This is a genomic window from Winogradskyella immobilis (genome assembly GCF_021887715.1).
Lineage (GTDB): Bacteria > Bacteroidota > Bacteroidia > Flavobacteriales > Flavobacteriaceae > Winogradskyella > Winogradskyella immobilis.
Genome location: NZ_JAIQXX010000003.1, coordinates 21,586 through 43,704 on the forward strand (window position 1 = coordinate 21,586; position 22,119 = coordinate 43,704).

The window sequence follows — 22,119 nt, forward strand, 5'->3', positions numbered from 1 at the left end:
GCTTTTTAAGGACGATAAATCTTCTCTATAAGTGGTGTGTAAAGTTGTTTAACTACAGCACGCTTCATTTTCATGGTTGGTGTAAGATGACCAGCATCTATAGACCAAACTTCAGGTGTGAGTTCAAAACGTTTAATTTGCTCCCAATTGCCAAAATTTAAATTACAGTTATTAACTTCTCTCTGAATTCTGTCTATAATAATTTGCGAAGTAGCTATTTCAGTTTCAGACGTACCAATATCTTTTTGCTTGCGCTCAATCCAATCTCTAATAAATTCAAAATTGGGTTGTATAATGGCTGCAGGCATTTTTTCGCCTTCACCAATAACCATGACTTGCTCAATAAATGGCGATTGTTTTAAAATATTTTCTAATAGTGTAGGGATTACATATTTGCCACCAGAGGTTTTAAACATTTCTTTTTTACGTCCTGTAATTTTTAAAAAGCCATCTGAATCAAAATCTCCTTTATCTCCAGTATGAAAATAACCATCCGTCATTACTTCGGCAGTTTTACCAGGATCTTTATAATACCCTAACATTACATTGGGTCCTTTGACTAAAATCTCTCCATCTTCAGCAATTTTAACGGTGACATTATCAATGACGCGACCAACAGTACCAATTCTAAATCCACCATTGCGCTCATCATTTACAGATATTACAGGCGAAGTTTCTGTTAGTCCGTAACCTTCCATAATGGGCATGCCAGCAGCAGCAAAAGTACGGGTTAACCTAGATTGTAACGGAGCACTACCAGAAACCATTAATTCTAACTCGCCACCAAGGCCTTCTTGCCATTTGCTAAAAATGAGTTTACGTGCTAATTTTAATTGTTTCTCGTACCACCAACCGTTTTTACCATATGGCTCATACTTCAATCCTAATTTAATAGCCCAAAAGAACAATGCTTTTTTTATGCCAGACAATTCAGAGCCTTTAGCAACTATTTTATCGTACACTTTTTCATATAAACGCGGTACGGCGGTCATTACATTTGGTTTAATCTCTTTAAGATTATCGCTCATCTTTTCAATAGACTCAGCAAAATACACTTCAACACCACAGTATTGATAGAGATAAAGAATCATACGTTCAAAAACATGACATACAGGTAAAAAGCTCAGTGCTTTAGATTTACCATAATCAAAAGGCACACGTTTTTCACTATCTAATACATTTGAAACTAAATTATTATGAGATAACATCACACCTTTTGGCGTACCTGTAGTTCCAGAAGTATAGATAATAGTCGCTAAGTCTTCTGGTTTTACCGAATTTTTTAAAGCTTCAACTTCTGGTTGATTACTATCATCTTTTCCAAGTTCAAATAATTCTGAATAATGTTTACAACCTTCAATAGTATCAAAAGAGTAAACATCTTTCAGTTGTGTATTGGCTTTTATGGTATTTACTTTTTTTAAAACTTCAGTGTCTGATACAAAACAGTAAATAGATTCTGAATGATTAATTACATACTCATAATCTTCGGCGCAAATAGTTGGATAGATAGGAATATTTTGTGCACCTATTTGTAGTACACCAATATCCATAATATTCCATTCGGTACGGTTATTTGTAGAAATAACAGCAATTTTATCTCCCTTTTTAACTCCTAATCTTAATAATGCACGACTAATAGCATTTGCTTTGTCTATATACTCTTGCGATGAAATCGATTGCCATTCACCGTTATATTTTGTAGTAAAAGCTTTGTCTAAATTATATTTATCGTGTTGGTAATACGGAAAGTCAAAAAGTCTAGTAATCTCTGTCATTATCTATTTCATAATTATTATAAGTTGTGAAAATAGGAAATTAAATGTGGATTTAAAATAGTATGTAAGAAAAGAAAGGGAAAAGATAATGGAGAAGAGATATTCTCGTAAAATAAAGAACTAAATATCAAGTTTAATAACATAGTGGTTTAAATAAAGAGGTCTTCTGAATTAAATTATTTTAATTACTTTTAGTATATAATTTAAAAAAATGAAAAAATCAGTAATAATAGTTTTACTATCAATTTTTACATTTTACGGTTGTAATTCTGATGATATAGAACGTGAAGCACAACCTTTAGCGGGTCAGCGCTATTCATTGACAAGTATAGAACTTGAAGTTTCTATAGACTTGAACAATGACGGTGTTTTTTCTACAAACATAATAAGCGAAGAGAATACAGGTTGCTTGTCTATGAATAGACTAAGTTTTGGTGCTAATAGTTCAAGTCCGATTATTGAGTATATTATAAATGTGTCTATAGATGAAAACACTAATACCTACAATGAAAACTTTGGATGTGGAATACTAGATTTTTTTATTGGATTTGAGTATGTTGTTGAGGAAAATAACATTTATATTTTTGAAGAAAACACAGAATTTGATCGCAATACAGCAGCTAGAGGAATAATAGATGGCAATCAGATTTTTTTCAATGCTGATTTGATTACCTTTTATTTTGGGCTAGACACCATAATTAATGAACAAGGAGAAATTGTTCCTTATGAAGGAGGTATAAGTTTAGTTTTTACAAGAGATAATTAATCTCTTTCCTCTATCCATTGTCTAGCATTTACAAAAGCCTCTAGCCAAGGCGATACATCGTCTTTTCTACCTTTAGGGTAATTGGCCCAGTTCCATTGAAATGTTGAACGCTCAATATGTGGCATAGTGGCTAAATGACGACCTGTAGCATCACATAACATGGCTACATTATAATCTGATCCGTTTGGATTAGAAGGGTAAGTATCGTAACCATATTTGGCAACAATATTATAATCGCTTTCAGACATTGGTAAACTAAACTTACCTTCGCCATGAGAAATCCATACTCCTAAAGTACTTCCTTCTAAAGAGGATAGCATCACAGAATTATTCTCTTGGATTTTTACGGATGTAAAATTACTTTCGTGTTTCCCAGAATCGTTATACGTCATTTTTGATAACTGTTTATGGTCTGGATTAATGAGGTCTAATTCTAAAAACAACTGACATCCATTGCAGATTCCTACCGATAAAGTGTCTTCTCTAGTGAAGAAATTCTTTAGTGCTTTATTGGCTTTTTCATTGTATTTAATAGCACCAGCCCAACCTTTGGCAGACCCTAAAACATCTGAGTTGCTAAAGCCGCCAACAGCTCCTAAAAACTGAATGTCTTCTAAGGTTTCACGACCAGAAATTAAATCGGTCATATGTACATCCTTAACATCAAAACCGGCTAAATACATGGCGTTTGCCATTTCACGTTCACTATTACTTCCTTTTTCACGCAGTATGGCTGCTTTGGGTTTTACTCTTGTCTCCTTGAGCGTAGTCGAAAGGTTGTCAAGAGGTCTCGACTGCGCTCGACCAGACAATACATCATTCAGCTTACCAGTAAACTGCTTTGGAAATATATATTGAAGTGGTTGTGTTTTATAGTTATTATAACGCTTAGTAGCTAAGTCGTTAGCCGTTTGTTTTTGATCGAGTAGGTAAGAGGTTTTATACCACATATCACGTAATCGTGATACCGACATAGTAAACACTTCATTGTTATTAACAACTCCTAAAACATCACTTTTCGTGACTTTACCAATGTTATAATACTCTATATTGGCTTCAGAAAGTGTTTTTTCTATAGAAGCATCTTTAGCCTGAAAAACAATTCCTGAGTTTTCAGCAAATAATAGTTTAATAGAATCTTTTTCATTTAAACCAGAAAGATCTAATTCTGCACCTAGATTATTATCTGCAAAACATAATTCTAATAATGTTGTAATTAATCCACCAGAAGCGACATCATGTCCAGCAACAATCTGTTCGTTTTTTATTAAATTTTGAATGGTGTTAAATACCGTTTTTACATAAGAAGCACTTTTTACAGTTGGTGTCTCGTTTCCTATTTTATTGTTGATCTGTGCAAAAGAACTTCCGCCAAGCTTAAATTGGTCTTGTGAGATGTTGATGTAATAAATATCACCTTCGCCATATTGAAAAACAGGCTCTACCACTTTAGAAATGGCATTACAATTGGCAGCAGCAGAAATAACTACTGTACCAGGAGAAATGACATCACCATCTGGATATTTTTGTTTCATTGAAAGCGAATCCTTTCCTGTAGGCACATTTATCCCTAAGCCAATTGAAAATTCTGAAACCGCTTTTACTGCTTTATACAAACGTGCATCTTCACCTTCGTTTTTGCAAGGCCACATCCAATTTGCAGATAATGAGATGCTTTTTAAATTGTCTTTTAATGGAGCCCAAATAATATTGGTTAAAGCTTCGGTAATGGCATTTTTACTCCCAGCTTCAGGGTCAATTAAAGCGGATATAGGCGCATGCCCAATCGATGTAGCAATACCTTCTGTACCTTTATAATCTAATGCCATTACACCAACATTATTAAGTGGTAATTGTAATGGACCAACACATTGTTGCTTAGCTACTTTTCCACCAACACAACGATCTACTTTATTCGTTAACCAATCTTTACAAGCTACGGCTTCTAACTGTAAAACTTTATCTAGATAATCGTAAAAATCTGCAGATTTATAAGATAAATTCTCATAGTCTCTAACAACTGTTTTATCTGTAAGTACTGTTTTTGGAGAACTACCAAACATATCACTTAAAGCCAAATCCATAGGTTTATCTCCTTTGGTTTTAGACTCAAAGGTAAAACGATGATTTTCGGTAACATCTCCAACAGTATATATTGGCGAACGTTCTCGCTCAGCAATTTTATTTAGGGTATCTATATGTTTTTCTGCAATAACCAATCCCATACGTTCTTGAGATTCATTGCCTATAATTTCTTTAGCAGAAAGCGTAGGATCACCAACAGGTAAAGCATCTAAATTAATATGTCCGCCGGTATCTTCTACCAGTTCGCTTAAGCAATTTAAATGTCCACCAGCACCATGGTCGTGTATAGAAACTATAAAGTTTTCTTCATTTTCAACCATGCCACGTACAGCATTAGCAGCACGTTTTTGCATCTCAGGATTAGAACGTTGTACAGCATTAAGTTCAATGCCTGTAGAAAACTCTCCAGTATCTGCTGAAGATACAGCAGCACCTCCCATACCAATGCGGTAATTATCTCCTCCTAGAATAACAATTTTATCACCATCTTTTGGTATGTCTTTTATGGCTTGTTCAGCTTTTCCGTAGCCAATACCACCGGCTTGCATTATTACTTTATCGAAACCTAATTTTTGATCTGATTCTTGGTGTTCAAAAGTTAGTACAGAACCACAAATGAGTGGTTGTCCAAATTTATTTCCAAAATCTGATGCACCGTTTGATGCTTTTATTAAGATATCCATTGGGGTTTGGTACAACCATTGGCGTGCATTAAAAGCCTGTTCCCAAGGACGCTCATTTTCTAAACGGGAGTAAGATGTCATGTAAACGGCTGTGCCAGCTAAAGGAATAGAGCCTTTTCCACCAGCCAATCGGTCTCTAATTTCTCCTCCAGAACCTGTAGCAGCACCATTAAAAGGTTCTACCGTAGTAGGGAAATTATGCGTTTCCGCTTTTAAAGAAATTACAGATTCAAAATCTTTAGTTGTATAAAAATCTGGAATATCTGAACGTTGAGGAGCAAACTGTTCTACAATTGGCCCTTTAATAAAAGCAACATTATCTTTATAAGCCGAAACAATATCGTTAGGGTTTTGTTTTGAGGTTTCTTTAATAAGTTTAAATAGTGACGTTGGTTGTTCTTTACCATCGATAACAAACGTACCATTGAATATTTTATGACGGCAATGTTCTGAGTTGACTTGCGAAAACCCAAAAACTTCAGAATCGGTTAAAGGTCTTCCAATTTTTTCTGAAACACCATTTAAATAATCGACTTCTTCATCATTTAAGGCTAAGCCTTCTTGTTGATTAAATGCAGAAATATCTTCTATAGATAATATATCTTCAGGTTGAACATCTATATTAAAAATATCTTGATCTAAGCCATTGAATTTTTCAGAAATCATAGGGTCGTAACCTTTGAAATCTTCTAAAACATTTTCAAACTCTTCAATTCTAATAATATTTTTAACACCCATATTCTGGGTGATTTCTACGGCATTAGTACTCCATGGAGTAATCATTGCAGCACGTGGTCCAATAAAAAAAGCATCCAATGATGCTCGTTCTATTTTAGGTTGGTCTCCAAATAGCCATGTTAGTTTTGATATGGTTTCTGAAGATAATTCTTTTGCTGCTTGAACAGCAAATACTTTGCTGTTTTGGTTTCCAAAGAAGTGGATCATTTAGTCGTTGTGTTATGTTATAAAAAATGAAAGCACAAAGTTAATTCATTTTAGGAAATGTAAAGCTAAAATAGCATGGAATTATATAAGTTATTCAACAGGTTTTAAACAAAAAAGTGCTTCTTTACAGAAACACTTTAATTCTATATTTTTTTTAGATGTTATTGCTTTACTAATTTTCTGCTAGTTGTATTATTACCTTGTGTTAATCTTAAAATGTAAACGCCAGATCTTAATTGAGATGTATTAATAATTTTAGTTCTATCTATATTTTCTTGAAGTACTTTTTTACCTAAAATATCATATACTTCTACTTTAGTAGACTGAGGTTTATTTAACCTTAGTGTTATATTAGATGTTGTTGGGTTTGGGTAAATACCAAATTCAGTTAAGCTATCTAAATCTGTTGATAGCGTACCAAAACGATCTTCAGCAGGAACTCCTCCCCAAATTGCTGTTGCTAAAAAAGGGTTATCTATAAAAGGGTTGCGATTGCCATAGACAATTTCTAAACGGTTATTACGATTGTCTTCTACTTCAGATACAGGATCGTCAGCATTCCATTGCAATAAAATTTGCAGCATATCTGTTGAGCCTTGTGTATTGCCAACAGCATTAAGGCTAGGCAAACAACGATCTCCATATCTTACATACATATACATCATTATACGTGCAACGTCTCCTCTCCATTCATCACCAGGATACCAATTGCCACTGCCTACATCTCCAGAATTTCCAGAACCCGCAGCAAAGAGTTTATTACCTCTATCACCATTACGCCTAACATCAGTAGCACGTAAGTTTTGTGGGTCAGCAGCTATACCAGTTGAAGAATTATTGACATCTCCCATACCCGGATTTGCATTAGATCTTGCAAATACATGTTCTCTATTATAATCGCAATTATCACCTCCAAAATTGTCTTTATCTCTTATTCTTCTATCGGTAATACTACTACCAGAACAGCTAGTGTTATTTACAAAGCCATAGGTTAATAACACGTTAGTATCAGTTACATCCGCAGGATCGAGTTCCATAATCTTAAAGTCATCTCTAATATCTCCGTAGGTATATGTAGTGATTATATTATTGTCAATTTTTAACTGTAAGGCGTCATATAAAGCTTGACCTGTTAATGAAAAATCGACATTATTTTGCCCATTAGAGTAATACGGTTGCTGGGCAAAAACAACTGAAGTGATAAGTAGTAAAAAGTAAGTGTAGTAATGCTTCATACTTGCAATTAGCTTTTCTTTTCTAATAAAGCCATATAAAACCCGTCGTAACCAGATTTATAGGCTAGTATTTTTTTGTCTTTTATGAGTTTAAAATCTTTACCAGTTTCCGAAGTTAAGAATTTTTCAACTTGTTTCTCATTTTCAGATGGTAAAACAGAACACGTGGCATAAACCATTTTACCTCCATCTTTTACCATTTTAGAATATTGTTGTAATACTTCTTCTTGAGTTTTTTTAATATTTTCTATAAATTCAGGTTGTAATTTCCATTTTGCATCGGGATTTCTGCGTAAAACACCTAAACCAGAACATGGAGCATCAATGAGTAATCGATCGGCTTTACCATGTAATTTTTTAATAGGTTTTGTAGATTCTATAACTTTCATCTCTATATTATGAACCCCATTACGTCTTGCTCTAATTTTTAGTTTTTTCAATTTACTCTCGTAAATATCCATAGCAATTAATTGCCCTTTATTTTCCATTAAAGAAGCTAAATGTAATGTTTTACCACCAGCACCTGCACAGACATCTACAACTTTCATGCCTGGTTTTACCTCTAAATAATCTGCAACAAGTTGAGATGAAGCATCTTGTACTTCGAACCAGCCATTTTTGAATGCTTCTGTCTTAAAGACGTTAGCACGTTCTTTTAGTTTTAAAGCAGAAGGATGATCTGGAAGAAACTCAGTTTCAATGCCTTCGGATTGTAGCTTGAGTTGAAGATCTTTCTTGTTTGTTTTTAGTGTGTTGACTCTTAGAACAACATCAGCTTGTTCATTTTGTTTTTCTAATTCTTTAGACCATTCAACTTCACCTAATTCACTAACTCCAAGTTGATCCATCCAATCTGGAATAGATTCTCTTATTTTTCTGGTTTTAGACAATTCATCAAATCGGCCTTTAATTTTCCGAGTAGGAGTGTCTGTAAAGTATTTCCAGTCTGGAAGTTTTATTCCTTTTAAAGTCGCCCATACCGCAAATAGCCTCCAAAGATTGTCTCTGTGATAAGGGGCTTTTACATCTGCTATTTCAGCATAAAGTCTTTGGTAACGTACAATACTGTATACTGTTTCTGCAACAAAACCGCGATCTCGACTTCCCCAGCGTTTATCTCTTTTAAGTAATTGTTGTATAACCTTATCGGCATATTCACCTTCATTGAAGATTTTGTGTAATCCATCAATAACTGCAAAGCATAAATTTCTGTGTAATCGCATTTTAGAAAATAATTAACGTGCAAAGTTACACAAACTGTTTATTTGTTAATAAGTTTGGCAACTTATTTGTGAAGTTTTCTATTTTTATAAAAATTTATGCAAAGAAACCTCTTTTTTTTATCTCTAATTTTATGTGCGCTATTATTGCCAAGTACTAAGGCGAATGCACAATTTAACCCATTAGGACGTGATAATACAGTAATTGGCTTAGATCGACAGAATGGTGCTATAATAATGACAGCTTTAGGGGTTGGAGCTTATTTTTTAACGAAAAATGTACCTGAAGAAAATAAAGCGAAATTTTATCAGTTGCATTTTGCCTTTTTTGAAGGTGATGGTTATAATGTATATATGCAGAATTTTGGAATAGAACGCGAATACTCTCATTGGTTTTCTTTGCGTGCCGAAGGTAATATACAAGAGTTTATAAGAGAGGCTAATAGTAGTGATGATACTTTTGGAGTAGGTTTTAAATTATACTCGCGTTATACTTTATTTGGTAATAAAAATATAAGTCCATTCTTTGAATACGGCGCAGGGCTTTTTACGGCATTAAAACAATTTCCATTTGATGGGAGTCGCTTTACATTCAATTTAACTTATGCTGTTGGATTAGAGTTTACCTTAGCAAACCAAAATAAAATTAGAGCTGATTATAATTTTATACACCACTCTAATGCTAATATAGGAAGGAGTAATCCAGGGTTTGATGCTAATGGCGTTAGTCTGTCTTTTTCTTGGGTGATTAAATAATTTTAAAGTAGAGTTATGAGATATATATTACTTATTTGTTTATGTTTTGTTTTTTTAAATTGTAAAAATGAAAAAACATTAGAGCCGAGAACGATTTCTAAGGTTGAAATTGAAAATATAGAAGAAGACTCTACATACAGTGTACGTGCCATAGATTTTAATGAAGATTATATTTACTATGGTTCTGCTGATCATTTTGGAAAACTAGCCTTAAATAAAGAATTAAAAATAAATCTTACAGATCTTGAAATAAATAATGGTAAAAACCATTTTAGATACGTCCATACATATAATAATGAACCTCTACATTTTAGAGCGGTAAAGGAAATTAACGAAACAATGTTTGCAATATCCATAGCTAACCCAGCACGATTGTTTAAATTAACACGAAAGGCTGAAGGTGCTAAACTTGTTTATGAAGAAATTAATGATAATGTGTTTTATGATGCCATGGAGTTTTGGAATGATAAAGAAGGTATTGTTATTGGTGACCCAACGGATGATTGCTTAAGCATTATAATTACTAGAGATGGTGGTAATACATGGACAAAAATACCGTGTGATAATTTACCTAAAATAAAAGATGGAGAAGCTGCATTTGCTGCAAGTGATAGTAATATTGCGATTGTAGGTGATAAGACTTGGGTTGCTACAGGCGGAAAAAACAGTAGAGTTTTATATTCACCAGATAAAGGAAAAAGATGGGAAGCTTTTGAAGTCCCTATTGTACAAGGATTAGAAACGACAGGCATTTACTCTATAGATTTTTATGATGAACTTAATGGTTATGCTATAGGAGGTGATTACACCAATCCTGAGGCAAATACAGCTAATAAAATTAAAACTACTGATGGAGGTAAAACATGGACAGTTGTCGCAGATGGACAAAATCCTGGCTATAGAAGTTGTGTACAATACATACCAAATAGAAATGGTAAAGAATTAGTAGCAGTTGGTTTTAAAGGTATTGATTATAGTAACGATTATGGTGAAACATGGACACATTTAAGTGATGAAGGCTTTTACACCATCCGTTTTATTAATGATACAGAAGCTTATGCGGCTGGTAGAGGTAGAATATCTAAATTAATGTTTCAATAAAAAAAGAAGCTTTAAGGCTTCTTTTTTATCAATCTTTATTTTTTATTTCTTTTTTCTCTAAAATCTCTAAGGCGCTGAAGAATGTTTCTGTTAAAATCATCTTCAACATATTTTAGACGAATTATTTTTTTGGACGGGATAACTCTCTTTAAATCGTTGACCAAAGTCACTCTTGCTTCATGTATTTTATTTTCAATAACTACTAACTGACTTAATAAATTATTGGCTTCGTCATCAGGCATGTTTGGGTTATCACGCATTTTACGTTTAATAGATCTTAATTCATTACTTCTATAATTATTATTAGTAGTCTCAAATTTATTGTAGATAGGCCAAAACCCTTTCGCTTCATTCTCTGTAAGTTCTAACTTATCAGTAATAAAAGCTATTTTCTCTGCTTTAATTCGTTCTCGCAGATCTTGTCTACTTCCTCCTTGAGAAGATGCTAAAAAGCTAGTAAAAAGTAGTAGTGTTAATAATAAATTTTTCATAATATATTTATTCTAAAAAAGCATCTAAATCCGCATTGTCTAATAAGTAGGTTTCTAAATTTACTTCGTCGTAAGTATTCTTTGTAATTGTAAAATCGTCATCTATTAATTCTATATCAACTAATAACTCAGCAAGTTCATAACTATTAATATCTTGAGATTCAAAATAACTTTCTACCATATCGACAGATAGTTCTAAAGGCTCCTCTTTATTTGTAAAAATGGCAAATAATAAGAGTAATGAAGCAGCAATACCAGAAATGTAATACAAAGAACGTCTAGAATTAATAGAGATAACAGAAACATTATTTTTTGTTTTAGGAAGATGACTTATAATGTTGTCTTCAACCGAATTAAAATAATTTTCTGGAACAGAAAACCCTGTTTGCTTAGTATTAAATACAGCATCTTCGAGCTTTATACGTTCATTGAGTTGCTCTTCAAAAGTTCTAAAATAACCTTCAGGAATTTTAAATCCTGGTTTTTTTATGTTATTTAAATCTTCTTTTTTCATTCTTTAGTTTCCAAATTATCTAAAATCTATTTAATTAGATCTATTTCTTTGACTTCAAATTTATTAAATGGTTTAATTTGAAGTTAAAAAGTGTTCAATTTTCTTAACAGCAATATGATATGAAGCCTTAAGTGCTCCTTCGCTAGTCTCTAAAATATCAGCCATATCTTTATATTTTAGATCGTCAAAATATTTCATATTAAAAACAAGCTGTTGTTTTTGAGGCAATGTAGCTATGGCTTTTTGAAGCTTAAGCTGAATAGCATCTCCTTCAAAATAAACATCAGCTTCTAACTGATTAATTATAGTGTTTTGATACTCTTCAGATGATACCTGTTTCCGCTTGGCATTTTTATTTATAAACGTTATAGCTTCATTTGTTGCTATACGGTATAACCAAGAGTACAATTGACTATCTCCTTTAAAATTATCGATGTTTTTGTAAACTTTAATAAATGTATTTTGAAGTACATCATCTGCATCATCATGACTTATAACCATTTTTCTGATATGCCAATACAGACGCTCTTTATAGAGTTTTAAGAGATCTCTAAAGGCACTTTCTTTTGTAGGCTTTTCTTGTAAGCGTGTTATAAGTTCTGTTTCGTTTGTCACAAAAACTGTGTTTGCTTTTTAGACTAAGATAAAGACTAATAGTTTAATAAATGTATTTAAAAATGAATTTAATTTAAAGTGTTGAAAATCAGTAATATAAATTAATAAATATCGTTTAAATGTTAATTTTTATCGATAAAATACATTTTTTATTTGTTTATGTAAGTATTTATACATAAGTTTACATCAGCTTAACCTATTAAATTATTATCAGTTTCCCCAAAGCTGGTAATAACAAAAAACGGAAGCATCTTTATGATGCTTCCGTTTTGTTTTAATACTATATTGCATAAATTCACTCAAAACTCTGCATATCTACAAGCTTTTTATATACACCATTTTTATTAATTAATTCTATATGTGTGCCTTGTTCTGCAATTTCACCTTTTTGCATTACAATAATTTCATCTACATTTTGAATTGTTGAAAGTCGGTGTGCAATAACAATAGATGTTCTGTTTTTCATCATATTTTCTAAAGCAACTTGAACCAAACGTTCACTTTCCGTATCTAATGCAGAAGTTGCTTCATCTAAAATCATTATAGGTGGATTCTTTAAAACAGCTCTCGCAATACTGAGACGTTGTTTTTGTCCACCAGAAAGTTTCCCTCCAGAGTCACCAACATTTGTATTAATGCCTTCGGGTAAATCTTTTACAAATTCCCACGCATTTGCAATTTTTAGTGCTTTAATAACATCTTCTTCAGTAGCGCTTTCTTTGCCTAAAAGAATATTATTTTTTACAGTATCATTAAATAATATAGAATCTTGAGTTACTAATCCCATTAAGTTACGTAGTGAACTTTTGGTAAGTTCTTTTATATTATCTCCATCTATGGTTATGTTACCTTCATTGACATCGTAAAAGCGTGTTACTAAATTTGCAATGGTACTTTTACCACTACCAGATTGTCCTACTAAGGCAACACTCTTTCCTTTAGAGACTTTTACAGAAAAGTTTTTAAGAACTAAATCATCTTCATATTTAAAAGAAATATTATCTATTGCTATTTCTGAAGTAAAATCACTTTTATCTTTAGCATCAGGTTTGTCTTTTAATGGGGATTCGATATTTAGTATTTCTAAAACACGTTCAGCTGCTGCATTTCCTTTTTTTACACTATAACTGGCTTTACTAATCGCTTTTGCTGGTGTTAAAATATTATAGGCAAGACCCATGAATGTTAGGAATTGTTCACTTTCAAGGCTGCCTACAACCAACACCATGCGTCCACCAAACCACAATAAAACACCAATCACTCCAATGCCTAAAAACTCACTTGTTGGCTTTGCGAGATTGGTTCTATTAAGAAGTGAGTTAGAATAATGAAAAAATCGTTTTGTTGAATCTTGGAATTTCTTATTAAAAATACCTTCCATATTAAACCCTTTAATCACTTTCAATCCGCCTAAAGATTCTTCTAATAAGGATAAAAAATAACCTTGCTCTTTTTGTACTTTATCTGATTTTCTCTTTAAACTTTTACCTATTAAAGAAATAATGATTCCAGAAATTGGAATAAATATAAAAACAAAGATCGTGAGTTTTACGCTAATAGTGAGCATAAATAATATTGTAAAAATGATCGTTAGAGGTTCTCTAAAAAGTAATTCTAAAATTGATAAAAATGAATGCTGAATTTCTAGTACATCTGTTCCTAATCTGGCCATGATATCTCCTTTTCTCTTTTCAGAAAAATAAGAAAGAGGTAACTCTATTGTTTTGTCATAAAGTTCATTCCTAATATCTTTTAATGTCCCGTTTCTTAAGAAAGTAATAAAATACATTGCTAGGTAATTGAATATATTTTTAAGAAAAAAAACGGTAAGAATTAAAATAATAACAAAAGTTAGAGCCTTTGCAGCGTCGTTATCTGCTAACAGACTTATATGATAATTTAAATAGTCATTAAAATAAGTGGCAGCTTTAGTAAAGCTTTTAAAAGTTGGTTCTATTAATACTTTTTCAGTGTCTTTATCAAATAAAACTTTTAATAGAGGCATTAATACCATGAACGATAAACCAGAAAACAACGCATAAAAAATATTAGAAATAATATTTAATATAGCATAGCTTTTATAGGGTTTTGCAAAGCGAAGTATTTGTTTAAAATAGTTCATATACTCAATTATTGAGATTTAAATGTCTTAAAAGTAATGTCTAAACTCTAAGTTATTTGATTAATTACCTCGTGCGTTTTAATACAAAATAGTTATTATAAATCCATATCCTTAAGGATAGCATCAATTCTGTTCTCCAACAATTGCTCCGTTTTATCAAAATCAGACATATTGTCTAAATTAGTGTTGATACTAATATAGAATTTAATTTTTGGTTCTGTGCCACTTGGTCGTAATGCTATTTTGCTTCCATCTTCTGTAAAATATATTAAAACGTTAGATTTAGGAATGTTTATAACAGTTTCAGTAGTATTAACTACATCTTTAATTATAGACTCTTGGTAATCTTCAATACGGATGACTTTAGAACCGTTAATTTCTTTTAGTGGTTGATTTCTAGCGTCAATCATAATTTGTTTAATCGCTTGAGCACCTTCAATGCCTTTTTTAGTTATAGACACTAAACGTTCTTTATAGAAACCATATTTTATGTAAAGTTCAATAAGACTTTTATATAAAGATTTGCCATTAGCTTTTGCTTGTGCTGCAATTTCGCAAGCGAGTAATGTAGAGGTTACCGCATCTTTATCTCTAACAAATTCACCAACCATAAAGCCAAAACTTTCTTCGCCACCTCCAATAAAATCGAGCTCAGGAAAGTCTTTAATCATTTTAGCAATCCATTTAAAACCAGTTAAACCAATTTTGAGTTCAGTATTATAACCATCTGCTAAAGCTTGCATCATAGGTGTAGAAACAATGGTAGATCCAATAAATGCTTTGCCATTTAGTTTGCCTTGGTCTTTCCATTGGTTTAATAAAAACTGAGTCATAACAATCATCGTTTGATTGCCATTTAAAAGTTTTAGATTACCATTTAAATCTCTGACAGCTATACCTAAACGATCACAATCTGGATCTGTGCCTATTACAATATCTCCATTAATGGATTCAGCCAATTCAATTGCCATTTTAAGAGCATCAGGTTCTTCAGGGTTTGGCGATTTTACCGTAGGGAAATCTCCATTGGGTTCTGATTGTGCTTCAACAAGATGCACATTATTATATCCTGCGCGTTTTAAAGTTTCTGGTACAGCAGTAATGGACGTGCCATGTAATGCTGTAAATACAATTTTTAAATCATCTTTTGCATGTTGCGGAGTATTAAAGCTTCCATTTTTTACAGAAGCATTTATAAAAACATCGTCAACGTCCTTTCCTATATATGTAATTAAACTAGTGTTGCTTTTAAAGTTAATAGATGCATAATCTAGGTTATTTATCTCCGAAATAATTTCAGCATCTTGTGGCGGAACTAGTTGACCACCATCTTGCCAATACACTTTGTAACCATTATATTCAGGTGGATTATGAGATGCCGTTAATACAATACCGCAATGACAATTTAAATGTTTTAGCGCAAAAGATAATTCTGGCGTTGCTCTTAAATCTTCAAACAAAAAGACTTCAATACCATTGGCAGAAAATACATCAGCAACAACTTTAGCTAAAGATTTACTATTGTGTCTACAATCAAAAGCAATAGCTGTTTTTATTTGTTCTCCAGGAAATACAGATTTTAAATAGTTACTTAAACCTTGTGTGTTTTTACCTAGCGTATATTTATTAATACGATTGTTACCGACTCCCATAATACCACGCATACCTCCAGTGCCAAACTCTAAGTTTTTATAAAAACTTTCTTTAAGCTCATCTGGCGATCCAGATATTTTTTCTCTTACTACATCTTGCGTATCCTCATCAAATGTAGGTGTTAGCCATACATTTATTTTCTTTAATAGCTCGGGTTCTATGTATATCATTTATAAGCTTATCTATTTAACAAAATTACGTAATTCGTAATTTGCACTTTAATATTAATTGACGAATTTTAATATGAGTTATGATAAATTGAGATTTTCTTTTATCAAGTAACGTTGTTGGTCGCGTTTAGAGCGTAAAACCAGCTCTCCTAAAAAACCAGCCACAAAAAATTGAGTGCCAATTATCATGGTAACAAGCGAAATATAAAATTGTGGTCGTTGTGTAATTAATCTTCCTGCTGGATTAAAAAACAATTTATCTAAACCCAAATAAAAAGCAAATGCAAAGCCAATACTAAACATAATAACACCTAAAGCACCAAATAAGTGCATAGGTCGTTTGCCAAAACGTGAAAGAAACCAAATGGTAATAAGGTCTAAAAAACCATTAATAAAACGATTCATTCCAAATTTGGTAGTACCGTATTTACGAGCTTGGTGTTGTACCACTTTTTCGCCAATATTGGTAAATCCGGCATTTTTTGCCAAAACAGGAATATAACGATGCATCTCACCATTAACATCGATATGTTTCACCACATCATTTTTATAGGCTTTTAGTCCGCAATTAAAATCGTGAAGTTTAACGCCAGAAGTGCGTCTTGCAGCCCAATTAAATAATTTTGAAGGCAAATTTTTAGCAATAACGGAATCGTAACGTTTCTTTTTCCAGCCAGACACTAAATCAAAATGAGATTCAGTAATCATTTTATAAAGTTCAGGAATTTCTTCCGGATTATCTTGTAAATCGGCATCCATAGTAATAATGACATCACCTGTCACTTGTTTAAAACCTGCATGGAGTGCTTGCGATTTCCCAAAGTTTTTTAGAAATTGAATCCCTTTTACATGTTCATCTTTTTTAGAAAGTGTAGTGATAACGTTCCAAGAATTATCGGTAGATCCATCATCAATAAACAGAATTTCGTAAGAAAAACGATTGGACTGCATCACTGATACAATCCAATCGTATAATTCGTTTAAAGACTCTGCTTCATTAAGTAGTGGAATAACTACTGATATATTCATAATTTATGGTCTATGATCTAGACTTCAAAAATAAAGAAAATAATTAAGCAGCGTTAGGATCTTTTCTTCTTATGATTAAAGAAGATATTAGACCAAGGATTGAATAACCTATTATTTTAAAACCTATATTCAATCCAACATTTTTGATCGCATAAAAATTGCCTTCTTTTTCTAAATTTACACGTTGAGTATCTATAGTTTCTTGTGGAGTTCCCCATTTTTCCATACCTTCTAATTGAGCTTCAATAATAAGCTCTCTTAAAATTGAATTTGACTCAGTATCAATAAAGTTGAATAAAATATAGTTAAATAGATTTGCCATAAGTAAACCTATTACTATGACTATAAAATATGCTTTAAAAGTTTCTTTAAATGAGATGAAACCTCCTAAAGCTTTTTTTGTTTTTATAGAAGAAAGTATTCCTAGTGTAGCTATAATTATAAGTAGTAAAAAAGGAAACCAAACAGTTACAAACATATTTAATGACATAGAATAGCCTATAACAGTAAAAGCAATAAGTATTAAGCCTAAGTATAAGCCATAGTTTATAGCCGGAGATTTTAATGTTTTTTCCATAATTTAGTTGATTTATGAGTTAATTGACTAGTTAGTATCCAAAGATAACAAAACGTTACAAAATCATTAAAAATAAAAAATTATAAAAATATTGTAGATTTATAAAAATTACCTAAATTTGCAGCTCGAAAAATCGAAAGAATATTAAAGCATTTAGTGATGAAAAAAGGTATACATCCAGAAAATTATAGAATAGTAGCTTTTAAAGACATGTCTAATGATGATGTGTTTTTAACTAAATCTACTGCAGATACAAAAGAAACGATTGATGTTGATGGTGTTGAGTATCCATTAATTAAACTGGAAATTTCTAGAACATCACATCCTTTCTATACCGGTAAATCTAAGTTAGTAGATACTGCTGGTCGTATCGATAAATTTAAAAACAAATACGCTAAGTTTAAGAAATAAACATAGTAAAAAGATAATTTTCAAAGCCTTTCTAAATTTAGAAAGGCTTTTTTATTATATGTAATTCAATTACTTTTGGATTTATAGAATAGTTTGAAGCATTATGACTTCTAATTATTAAATTCTAAATACCTATATGAATTATATATTATTTGACGGACCTCATCGGAACAATCTTTTACCTTTTACATACACACGTCCTGTTGCTGATATTAGAGTTGGCATATTAACCATTAGAGAAAAATGGGAATCTTACCTAGATTATACAACGACAACAGTAACTGAAGATTATCTTTCAGAAAAGTTTCCTATGGTAGAAATGGAGCATAACGTTATGATCAATGCTTCTTTTTTGCCTAATAAAGATATTATATCAATAATAAAAACATTAGAAGATAACCAGGCAATATTTAAAGGAGAAGATATTATTGCATTTAGAATTAAGGAAGGTGAGGAGCATGAAGATTTTTCGAAATTTGAAGCTATTGAATTTGAAAATGACATTTTAAAAATTGAAAACACTTGGGATATTTTCTCTAAAAATGGAGAAGCTATTGAAGCAGATTATACTTTAATGACAAAGGGCAGAGCTTCAGAACCTATCCCCGAAACCGTAAATACCATAAACCCAGAACGCATTTTTATTGAAGAAGGAGCAACATTAAATTTTGTAACCCTTAATGCAAGTTCAGGTCCTATATATATAGGCAAAGATACAGAGATTATGGAAGGATCTTTAATTAGAGGTCCTTTTGCTTTATGTCATAATGCAGGTGTTAAATTAGGCGCTAAAATATATGGACCTACAACCATTGGGCCATTTAGTAAAGTTGGAGGAGAAGTAAATAACTCGGTATTATTTGGTTATTCTAATAAAGGGCATGATGGGTTTTTAGGAAATTCAGTTTTGGGTGAATGGTGTAATCTTGGTGCAGATACTAATAACTCTAATTTAAAAAACAATTATGCAGAAGTACGTTTATGGGATTATAATACGGAAAGTTTTGCTAAAACAGGATTACAATTTTGTGGCTTAATGATGGGTGATCATAGTAAATGTGGAATCAATACTATGTTTAATACAGGAACAGTTGTCGGAGTGAGTTCAAATATATTTGGAAGTGGTTTTCCGCGTAACTTCGTGCCGAGTTTTTCTTGGGGCGGAAGTAAGGGTTTTGTAACGTATAAAACAAATAAAGTGTTCGAGGTCGCTGAGGTTGTAATGGCAAGACGTAAAGTTCCTTTTACGGAAACTGATAAAGCTATTTTAGATTATATATTTGAAGAGACAAAAAAATACAGACGCGAATAATATGAAAACCAACAAGTTTATTTTTGCACTATTTTTATTGGTCAGTTTTGTGTTGTCTTCTCAAACAGATTATACAATAACTAATCTTGAGGTTAATGATAAAAGACCACATTTTGGCTTGGCTATTAGTCCTAATGGAAAAGTTTTAATCACATCTTACAAGACGAATAAAAGTGGACGTGTAATTATAGATAAAGGAGAACCAATATTAAGTTTGTATGAAGGAGACATTTCAGGTTCTGGAGAAATTACAAATGTAAAACCATTGCAAATAGCAAATACCGAAGATATCAACCAAATTGTTAGTGCTACATATTCGCCAGATGGTAAAAAGTTATATGTATCTACACGTTACGAAAAACGAAAAAATAAACCTAAAGGAAAATTTAAAGAAACCAATCTCCATCTCGAAGTTGCAGAATATATTGATGGAAAAGGTTGGTCTAATTTTAAAGTATTAGATTTCTGTCTGCCTAAATACTCTTATGCACATCCTACAATTAGTGCCGATGGTAAACAATTGTATTTTATAGCCAGTATAAAAGGACAAGGCAAACAATTTACTAGAGGACAATCTGATATTTATAAAGTAGAGATTGATGCTTCTGGTAATTATGGAGAACCTGAAAATGTAGGCACTAATGTCAATACCTATGCTAAAGAAATGTTTCCATATATAAGTAAAGATAATGTACTTTATTTTGCATCTAATAGACCAAATGGAATTGGGAATTATGATATTTATAAATCTGAAATGGATGCCAATGGGAAATTTAAAAAAGCAGAAGTACTCCCCAAACCTATAAATAGTATTGCTAGTGATATATGTTTTGTGTTAACAAGCTCTAATACAGGTTATGTAACTTCAAAACGAAAAAAAGGAAAAGGTGATGATGATATTTATTACTTTGTAAAAGAATAATTTATTTTATCTTCTTAACGCGTTTTACATCTAATAAATTTGTGGCATTAATGCCTAATCCCGATACGTTTTTTCTTGTAAACCTTACAACTTCATCATAAAATAAAGGCACAATAGGTGCAGATTGCATCACTAAACTATCCATTTGCGTATAGAGTTTAGCTCTTAAATTAGAATCGGTTTCTAAATACGCTTGTTCGTATAAAGCATCAAAAGTATCATTTTTAAAATGTGTATAATTTGGGCCATTTGGCACAAAATTTTCACTGTAATAGAGCGATAGGTAATTTTCGGCATCAGGATAATCGGCAACCCAGCTTGCTCTAAAAAAATCGAGCTGCCCATTTGCTTTTAAATCACGTAAACTAGAAGCTGGTATCACATCTACAACAACTTCTAATCCTGTTTTTTGTATTTCACGTTGAATATATTCGCAAAAACTCAAATAATTACTTGTTGTTGTTAATGTGATTTTTGGGTTATTAATTCCTGTTTCAGATTTAAACTGAGCAACTAAATTTTTAGCTTCTTCAGGTTGATAAGTAAACCCAATAACATCATCATAACCAGGTAATCCTTTAGGGATAAATCCGCCATTAGCAGGGATGCCAATACCATTGCGTAAATAGGTAATCATTTTTTGACGATCAAAACCAATATTAATAGCTTTTCTTATAAGACTAGATTGCAATTCAGTGATTTCAGAATCCATATAAAAGCCTAAGTATTCTGTGTTTAAATAAGGACCTCTAATCATATTAACGTCTGGTACATATAATGCTTTTAGTTTTCCTTCAGAAGATAAAATTTCATCTTTGTAAGAAGCATCTAAACCCGATACAAAATCTATATTGCCTTGTGCAAACTGAAGAAATTCACTCTGCTTATCTGGTAAAAATGTTACAGCTATAGCTTCGAGATATGGTAACTTCTCACCAGATGTATTGGTTTCAAAATAATTGTTATTTCGCCTTAAAACCAATTTAATATTTTCTTCCCAACGTTTAAATTTAAAAGGACCAGTTCCTATTGGGTTTGATCTAAAATCACTACCATAATGTTCTACAATTTCCTTGGGAACAACAGAACAATATTTCATGGTTAATAATCCCATAAACGCAGGGAATGGTTGCTTTAATTGTATCACAAATGTAGAATCATTCTCGGCATAGAATCGTTCAACTTTATTGAGTACCCAACTTCCTGGTGATGCCAATGATTTATCTAATAACCGATTAAAACTGTATTCAAAATCTTTAGCAGTCACTGTTCTTGTAGAATCTTGGTAACTATGCGAAGTCGAAGTGGTAAATAATTGATGTTTATGAAAATAGATGTTATTTTTTAATGAAAAGGTATAAGTTTTAGCACTATCGGTAATTGTCCAAGATTCTGCAATACTGGGTTTAACAACCAATTGATTGTCCATTTGTACTAAACCATTAAATAGTTGATTAGTAGCCCATATATCTGCTAAATCTTTAGAAAAAGCAGGATCTAAAGAGCTAATGTTTTTATGTTCATTATATCTAAAAACGAGATGATCTCTATTTGTTTTAGTTGTACCAGTACAATTTGTAAATAGAAAGATAACAAAACTATAAATGACAATGCGTTTTAATGAAGTTGTAAAGCCTTGTATTTCTTTTAGCATTTTAGTTATTAGTTGTAAATTTGCAAATTCTTGGATAAAGGTAAATTTTTATAGGTTCAAAAACAATCCCGATAGCTATC

Annotated in this window: 18 protein-coding genes; 6 read left to right on the forward strand and 12 right to left on the reverse strand. The window is 31.9% G+C overall.

The annotated features are described in order from the left end of the window. Positions 1–5: 5 nt before the first annotated feature. Positions 6–1,778, reverse strand: coding sequence for an AMP-dependent synthetase/ligase (locus tag K8Z87_RS02990; protein ID WP_227475998.1), 1,773 nt, complete (start codon positions 1,776–1,778; stop codon positions 6–8). A gap of 211 nt (positions 1,779–1,989) precedes the next feature. Between K8Z87_RS02990 and K8Z87_RS02995 the strand changes: the two genes are divergently transcribed. After that, positions 1,990–2,544 carry a hypothetical protein gene (locus K8Z87_RS02995; protein ID WP_227475999.1) on the forward strand — a complete coding sequence of 185 codons (555 nt, stop codon included), beginning with the start codon at positions 1,990–1,992 and terminating at the stop codon, positions 2,542–2,544. Here the strand turns inward: K8Z87_RS02995 and purL are convergent. From purL to K8Z87_RS03010, 3 genes are all read right to left on the reverse strand, one after another. Next, positions 2,541–6,257 (reverse strand): phosphoribosylformylglycinamidine synthase, encoded by a 3,717-nt coding sequence (gene purL / locus K8Z87_RS03000; RefSeq protein ID WP_227476000.1) that lies wholly within the window; start codon positions 6,255–6,257, stop codon positions 2,541–2,543. The genes K8Z87_RS02995 and purL overlap by 4 nt on opposite strands. Positions 6,258–6,418: 161 nt before the next feature. After that, complete coding sequence (locus K8Z87_RS03005) at positions 6,419–7,492, reverse strand: endonuclease (RefSeq protein ID WP_227476001.1); 1,074 nt, start codon at positions 7,490–7,492, stop codon at positions 6,419–6,421. A gap of 8 nt (positions 7,493–7,500) precedes the next feature. Next, the gene (locus K8Z87_RS03010) at positions 7,501–8,715 is read right to left on the reverse strand and encodes an RsmB/NOP family class I SAM-dependent RNA methyltransferase (RefSeq protein WP_227476002.1); all 1,215 of its coding nucleotides are present in this window, start codon (positions 8,713–8,715) and stop codon (positions 7,501–7,503) included. A gap of 96 nt (positions 8,716–8,811) precedes the next feature. Here K8Z87_RS03010 and K8Z87_RS03015 point away from each other — a divergent pair, with 96 nt between their 5' ends. Then, positions 8,812–9,468 carry an acyloxyacyl hydrolase gene (locus K8Z87_RS03015; protein WP_227476003.1) on the forward strand — a complete coding sequence of 219 codons (657 nt, stop codon included), beginning with the start codon at positions 8,812–8,814 and terminating at the stop codon, positions 9,466–9,468. Between the two features lie 15 nt (positions 9,469–9,483). Then, complete coding sequence (locus K8Z87_RS03020; protein WP_227476004.1) at positions 9,484–10,569, forward strand: WD40/YVTN/BNR-like repeat-containing protein; 1,086 nt, start codon at positions 9,484–9,486, stop codon at positions 10,567–10,569. Between the two features lie 35 nt (positions 10,570–10,604). Here the strand turns inward: K8Z87_RS03020 and K8Z87_RS03025 are convergent, their stop codons facing one another. From K8Z87_RS03025 to K8Z87_RS03055, 7 genes are all read right to left on the reverse strand, one after another. Further along, complete coding sequence (locus tag K8Z87_RS03025) at positions 10,605–11,060, reverse strand: sensor of ECF-type sigma factor (protein ID WP_227476005.1); 456 nt, start codon at positions 11,058–11,060, stop codon at positions 10,605–10,607. A gap of 7 nt (positions 11,061–11,067) precedes the next feature. After that, positions 11,068–11,574 (reverse strand): hypothetical protein, encoded by a 507-nt coding sequence (locus K8Z87_RS03030; protein WP_227476006.1) that lies wholly within the window; start codon positions 11,572–11,574, stop codon positions 11,068–11,070. A gap of 72 nt (positions 11,575–11,646) precedes the next feature. Next, positions 11,647–12,189 carry an RNA polymerase sigma factor gene (locus K8Z87_RS03035; protein WP_227476007.1) on the reverse strand — a complete coding sequence of 181 codons (543 nt, stop codon included), beginning with the start codon at positions 12,187–12,189 and terminating at the stop codon, positions 11,647–11,649. 295 nt (positions 12,190–12,484) lie between these two features. Next, positions 12,485–14,311 carry an ABC transporter ATP-binding protein gene (locus K8Z87_RS03040; RefSeq protein ID WP_227476008.1) on the reverse strand — a complete coding sequence of 609 codons (1,827 nt, stop codon included), beginning with the start codon at positions 14,309–14,311 and terminating at the stop codon, positions 12,485–12,487. Between the two features lie 95 nt (positions 14,312–14,406). Continuing rightward, entirely contained in the window at positions 14,407–16,134 is a 1,728-nt protein-coding gene (locus K8Z87_RS03045) for a phospho-sugar mutase (protein WP_227476009.1), read from the reverse strand. 78 nt (positions 16,135–16,212) lie between these two features. Then, complete coding sequence (locus K8Z87_RS03050) at positions 16,213–17,163, reverse strand: glycosyltransferase family 2 protein (RefSeq protein WP_227476010.1); 951 nt, start codon at positions 17,161–17,163, stop codon at positions 16,213–16,215. A 43-nt stretch (positions 17,164–17,206) separates the two neighbouring features. Further along, positions 17,207–17,740, reverse strand: coding sequence for a DUF4199 domain-containing protein (locus K8Z87_RS03055; RefSeq protein WP_227476011.1), 534 nt, complete (start codon positions 17,738–17,740; stop codon positions 17,207–17,209). A gap of 159 nt (positions 17,741–17,899) precedes the next feature. On the opposite strand from K8Z87_RS03055, the gene K8Z87_RS03060 reads away from it, so the two are divergent. The 3 genes from K8Z87_RS03060 to K8Z87_RS03070 all read left to right on the forward strand — a co-directional run bounded on the left by K8Z87_RS03060 (position 17,900) and on the right by K8Z87_RS03070 (position 20,385). Further along, positions 17,900–18,151 (forward strand): type B 50S ribosomal protein L31, encoded by a 252-nt coding sequence (locus tag K8Z87_RS03060; RefSeq protein WP_227476012.1) that lies wholly within the window; start codon positions 17,900–17,902, stop codon positions 18,149–18,151. Between the two features lie 136 nt (positions 18,152–18,287). Continuing rightward, positions 18,288–19,463, forward strand: a complete 1,176-nt coding sequence (locus tag K8Z87_RS03065; RefSeq protein WP_227476013.1) for a GlmU family protein — start codon at positions 18,288–18,290, stop codon at positions 19,461–19,463. Between the two features lies 1 nt (position 19,464). Beyond that, positions 19,465–20,385: a TolB family protein gene (locus tag K8Z87_RS03070; protein ID WP_227476014.1), complete on the forward strand. Its 921-nt coding sequence runs from the start codon at positions 19,465–19,467 to the stop codon at positions 20,383–20,385. A gap of 1 nt (position 20,386) precedes the next feature. Here the strand turns inward: K8Z87_RS03070 and K8Z87_RS03075 are convergent, their stop codons facing one another. Continuing rightward, positions 20,387–22,039, reverse strand: a complete 1,653-nt coding sequence (locus K8Z87_RS03075) for an ABC transporter substrate-binding protein (protein ID WP_227476015.1) — start codon at positions 22,037–22,039, stop codon at positions 20,387–20,389. Positions 22,040–22,119 lie beyond the last annotated feature (80 nt).

Bases quoted from the DNA above. Each gene is read 5' to 3' on its own strand.
- purL (WP_227476000.1), bottom strand. From the start codon at position 6,257: ATGATCCACTTCTTTGGAAACCAAAACAGCAAAGTATTTGCTGTTCAA.
- K8Z87_RS03055 (WP_227476011.1), bottom strand. From the start codon at position 17,740: ATGGAAAAAACATTAAAATCTCCGGCTATAAACTATGGCTTATACTTA.
- K8Z87_RS02990 (WP_227475998.1), bottom strand. From the start codon at position 1,778: ATGACAGAGATTACTAGACTTTTTGACTTTCCGTATTACCAACACGAT.
- K8Z87_RS03050 (WP_227476010.1), bottom strand. From the start codon at position 17,163: ATGAATATATCAGTAGTTATTCCACTACTTAATGAAGCAGAGTCTTTA.
- K8Z87_RS03075 (WP_227476015.1), bottom strand. From the start codon at position 22,039: ATGCTAAAAGAAATACAAGGCTTTACAACTTCATTAAAACGCATTGTC.
- K8Z87_RS03025 (WP_227476005.1), bottom strand. From the start codon at position 11,060: ATGAAAAATTTATTATTAACACTACTACTTTTTACTAGCTTTTTAGCA.
- K8Z87_RS03045 (WP_227476009.1), bottom strand. From the start codon at position 16,134: ATGATATACATAGAACCCGAGCTATTAAAGAAAATAAATGTATGGCTA.
- K8Z87_RS03005 (WP_227476001.1), bottom strand. From the start codon at position 7,492: ATGAAGCATTACTACACTTACTTTTTACTACTTATCACTTCAGTTGTT.
- K8Z87_RS02995 (WP_227475999.1), top strand. From the start codon at position 1,990: ATGAAAAAATCAGTAATAATAGTTTTACTATCAATTTTTACATTTTAC.
- K8Z87_RS03015 (WP_227476003.1), top strand. From the start codon at position 8,812: ATGCAAAGAAACCTCTTTTTTTTATCTCTAATTTTATGTGCGCTATTA.
- K8Z87_RS03020 (WP_227476004.1), top strand. From the start codon at position 9,484: ATGAGATATATATTACTTATTTGTTTATGTTTTGTTTTTTTAAATTGT.
- K8Z87_RS03070 (WP_227476014.1), top strand. From the start codon at position 19,465: ATGAAAACCAACAAGTTTATTTTTGCACTATTTTTATTGGTCAGTTTT.
- K8Z87_RS03065 (WP_227476013.1), top strand. From the start codon at position 18,288: ATGAATTATATATTATTTGACGGACCTCATCGGAACAATCTTTTACCT.
- K8Z87_RS03010 (WP_227476002.1), bottom strand. From the start codon at position 8,715: ATGCGATTACACAGAAATTTATGCTTTGCAGTTATTGATGGATTACAC.
- K8Z87_RS03030 (WP_227476006.1), bottom strand. From the start codon at position 11,574: ATGAAAAAAGAAGATTTAAATAACATAAAAAAACCAGGATTTAAAATT.
- K8Z87_RS03060 (WP_227476012.1), top strand. From the start codon at position 17,900: ATGAAAAAAGGTATACATCCAGAAAATTATAGAATAGTAGCTTTTAAA.
- K8Z87_RS03040 (WP_227476008.1), bottom strand. From the start codon at position 14,311: ATGAACTATTTTAAACAAATACTTCGCTTTGCAAAACCCTATAAAAGC.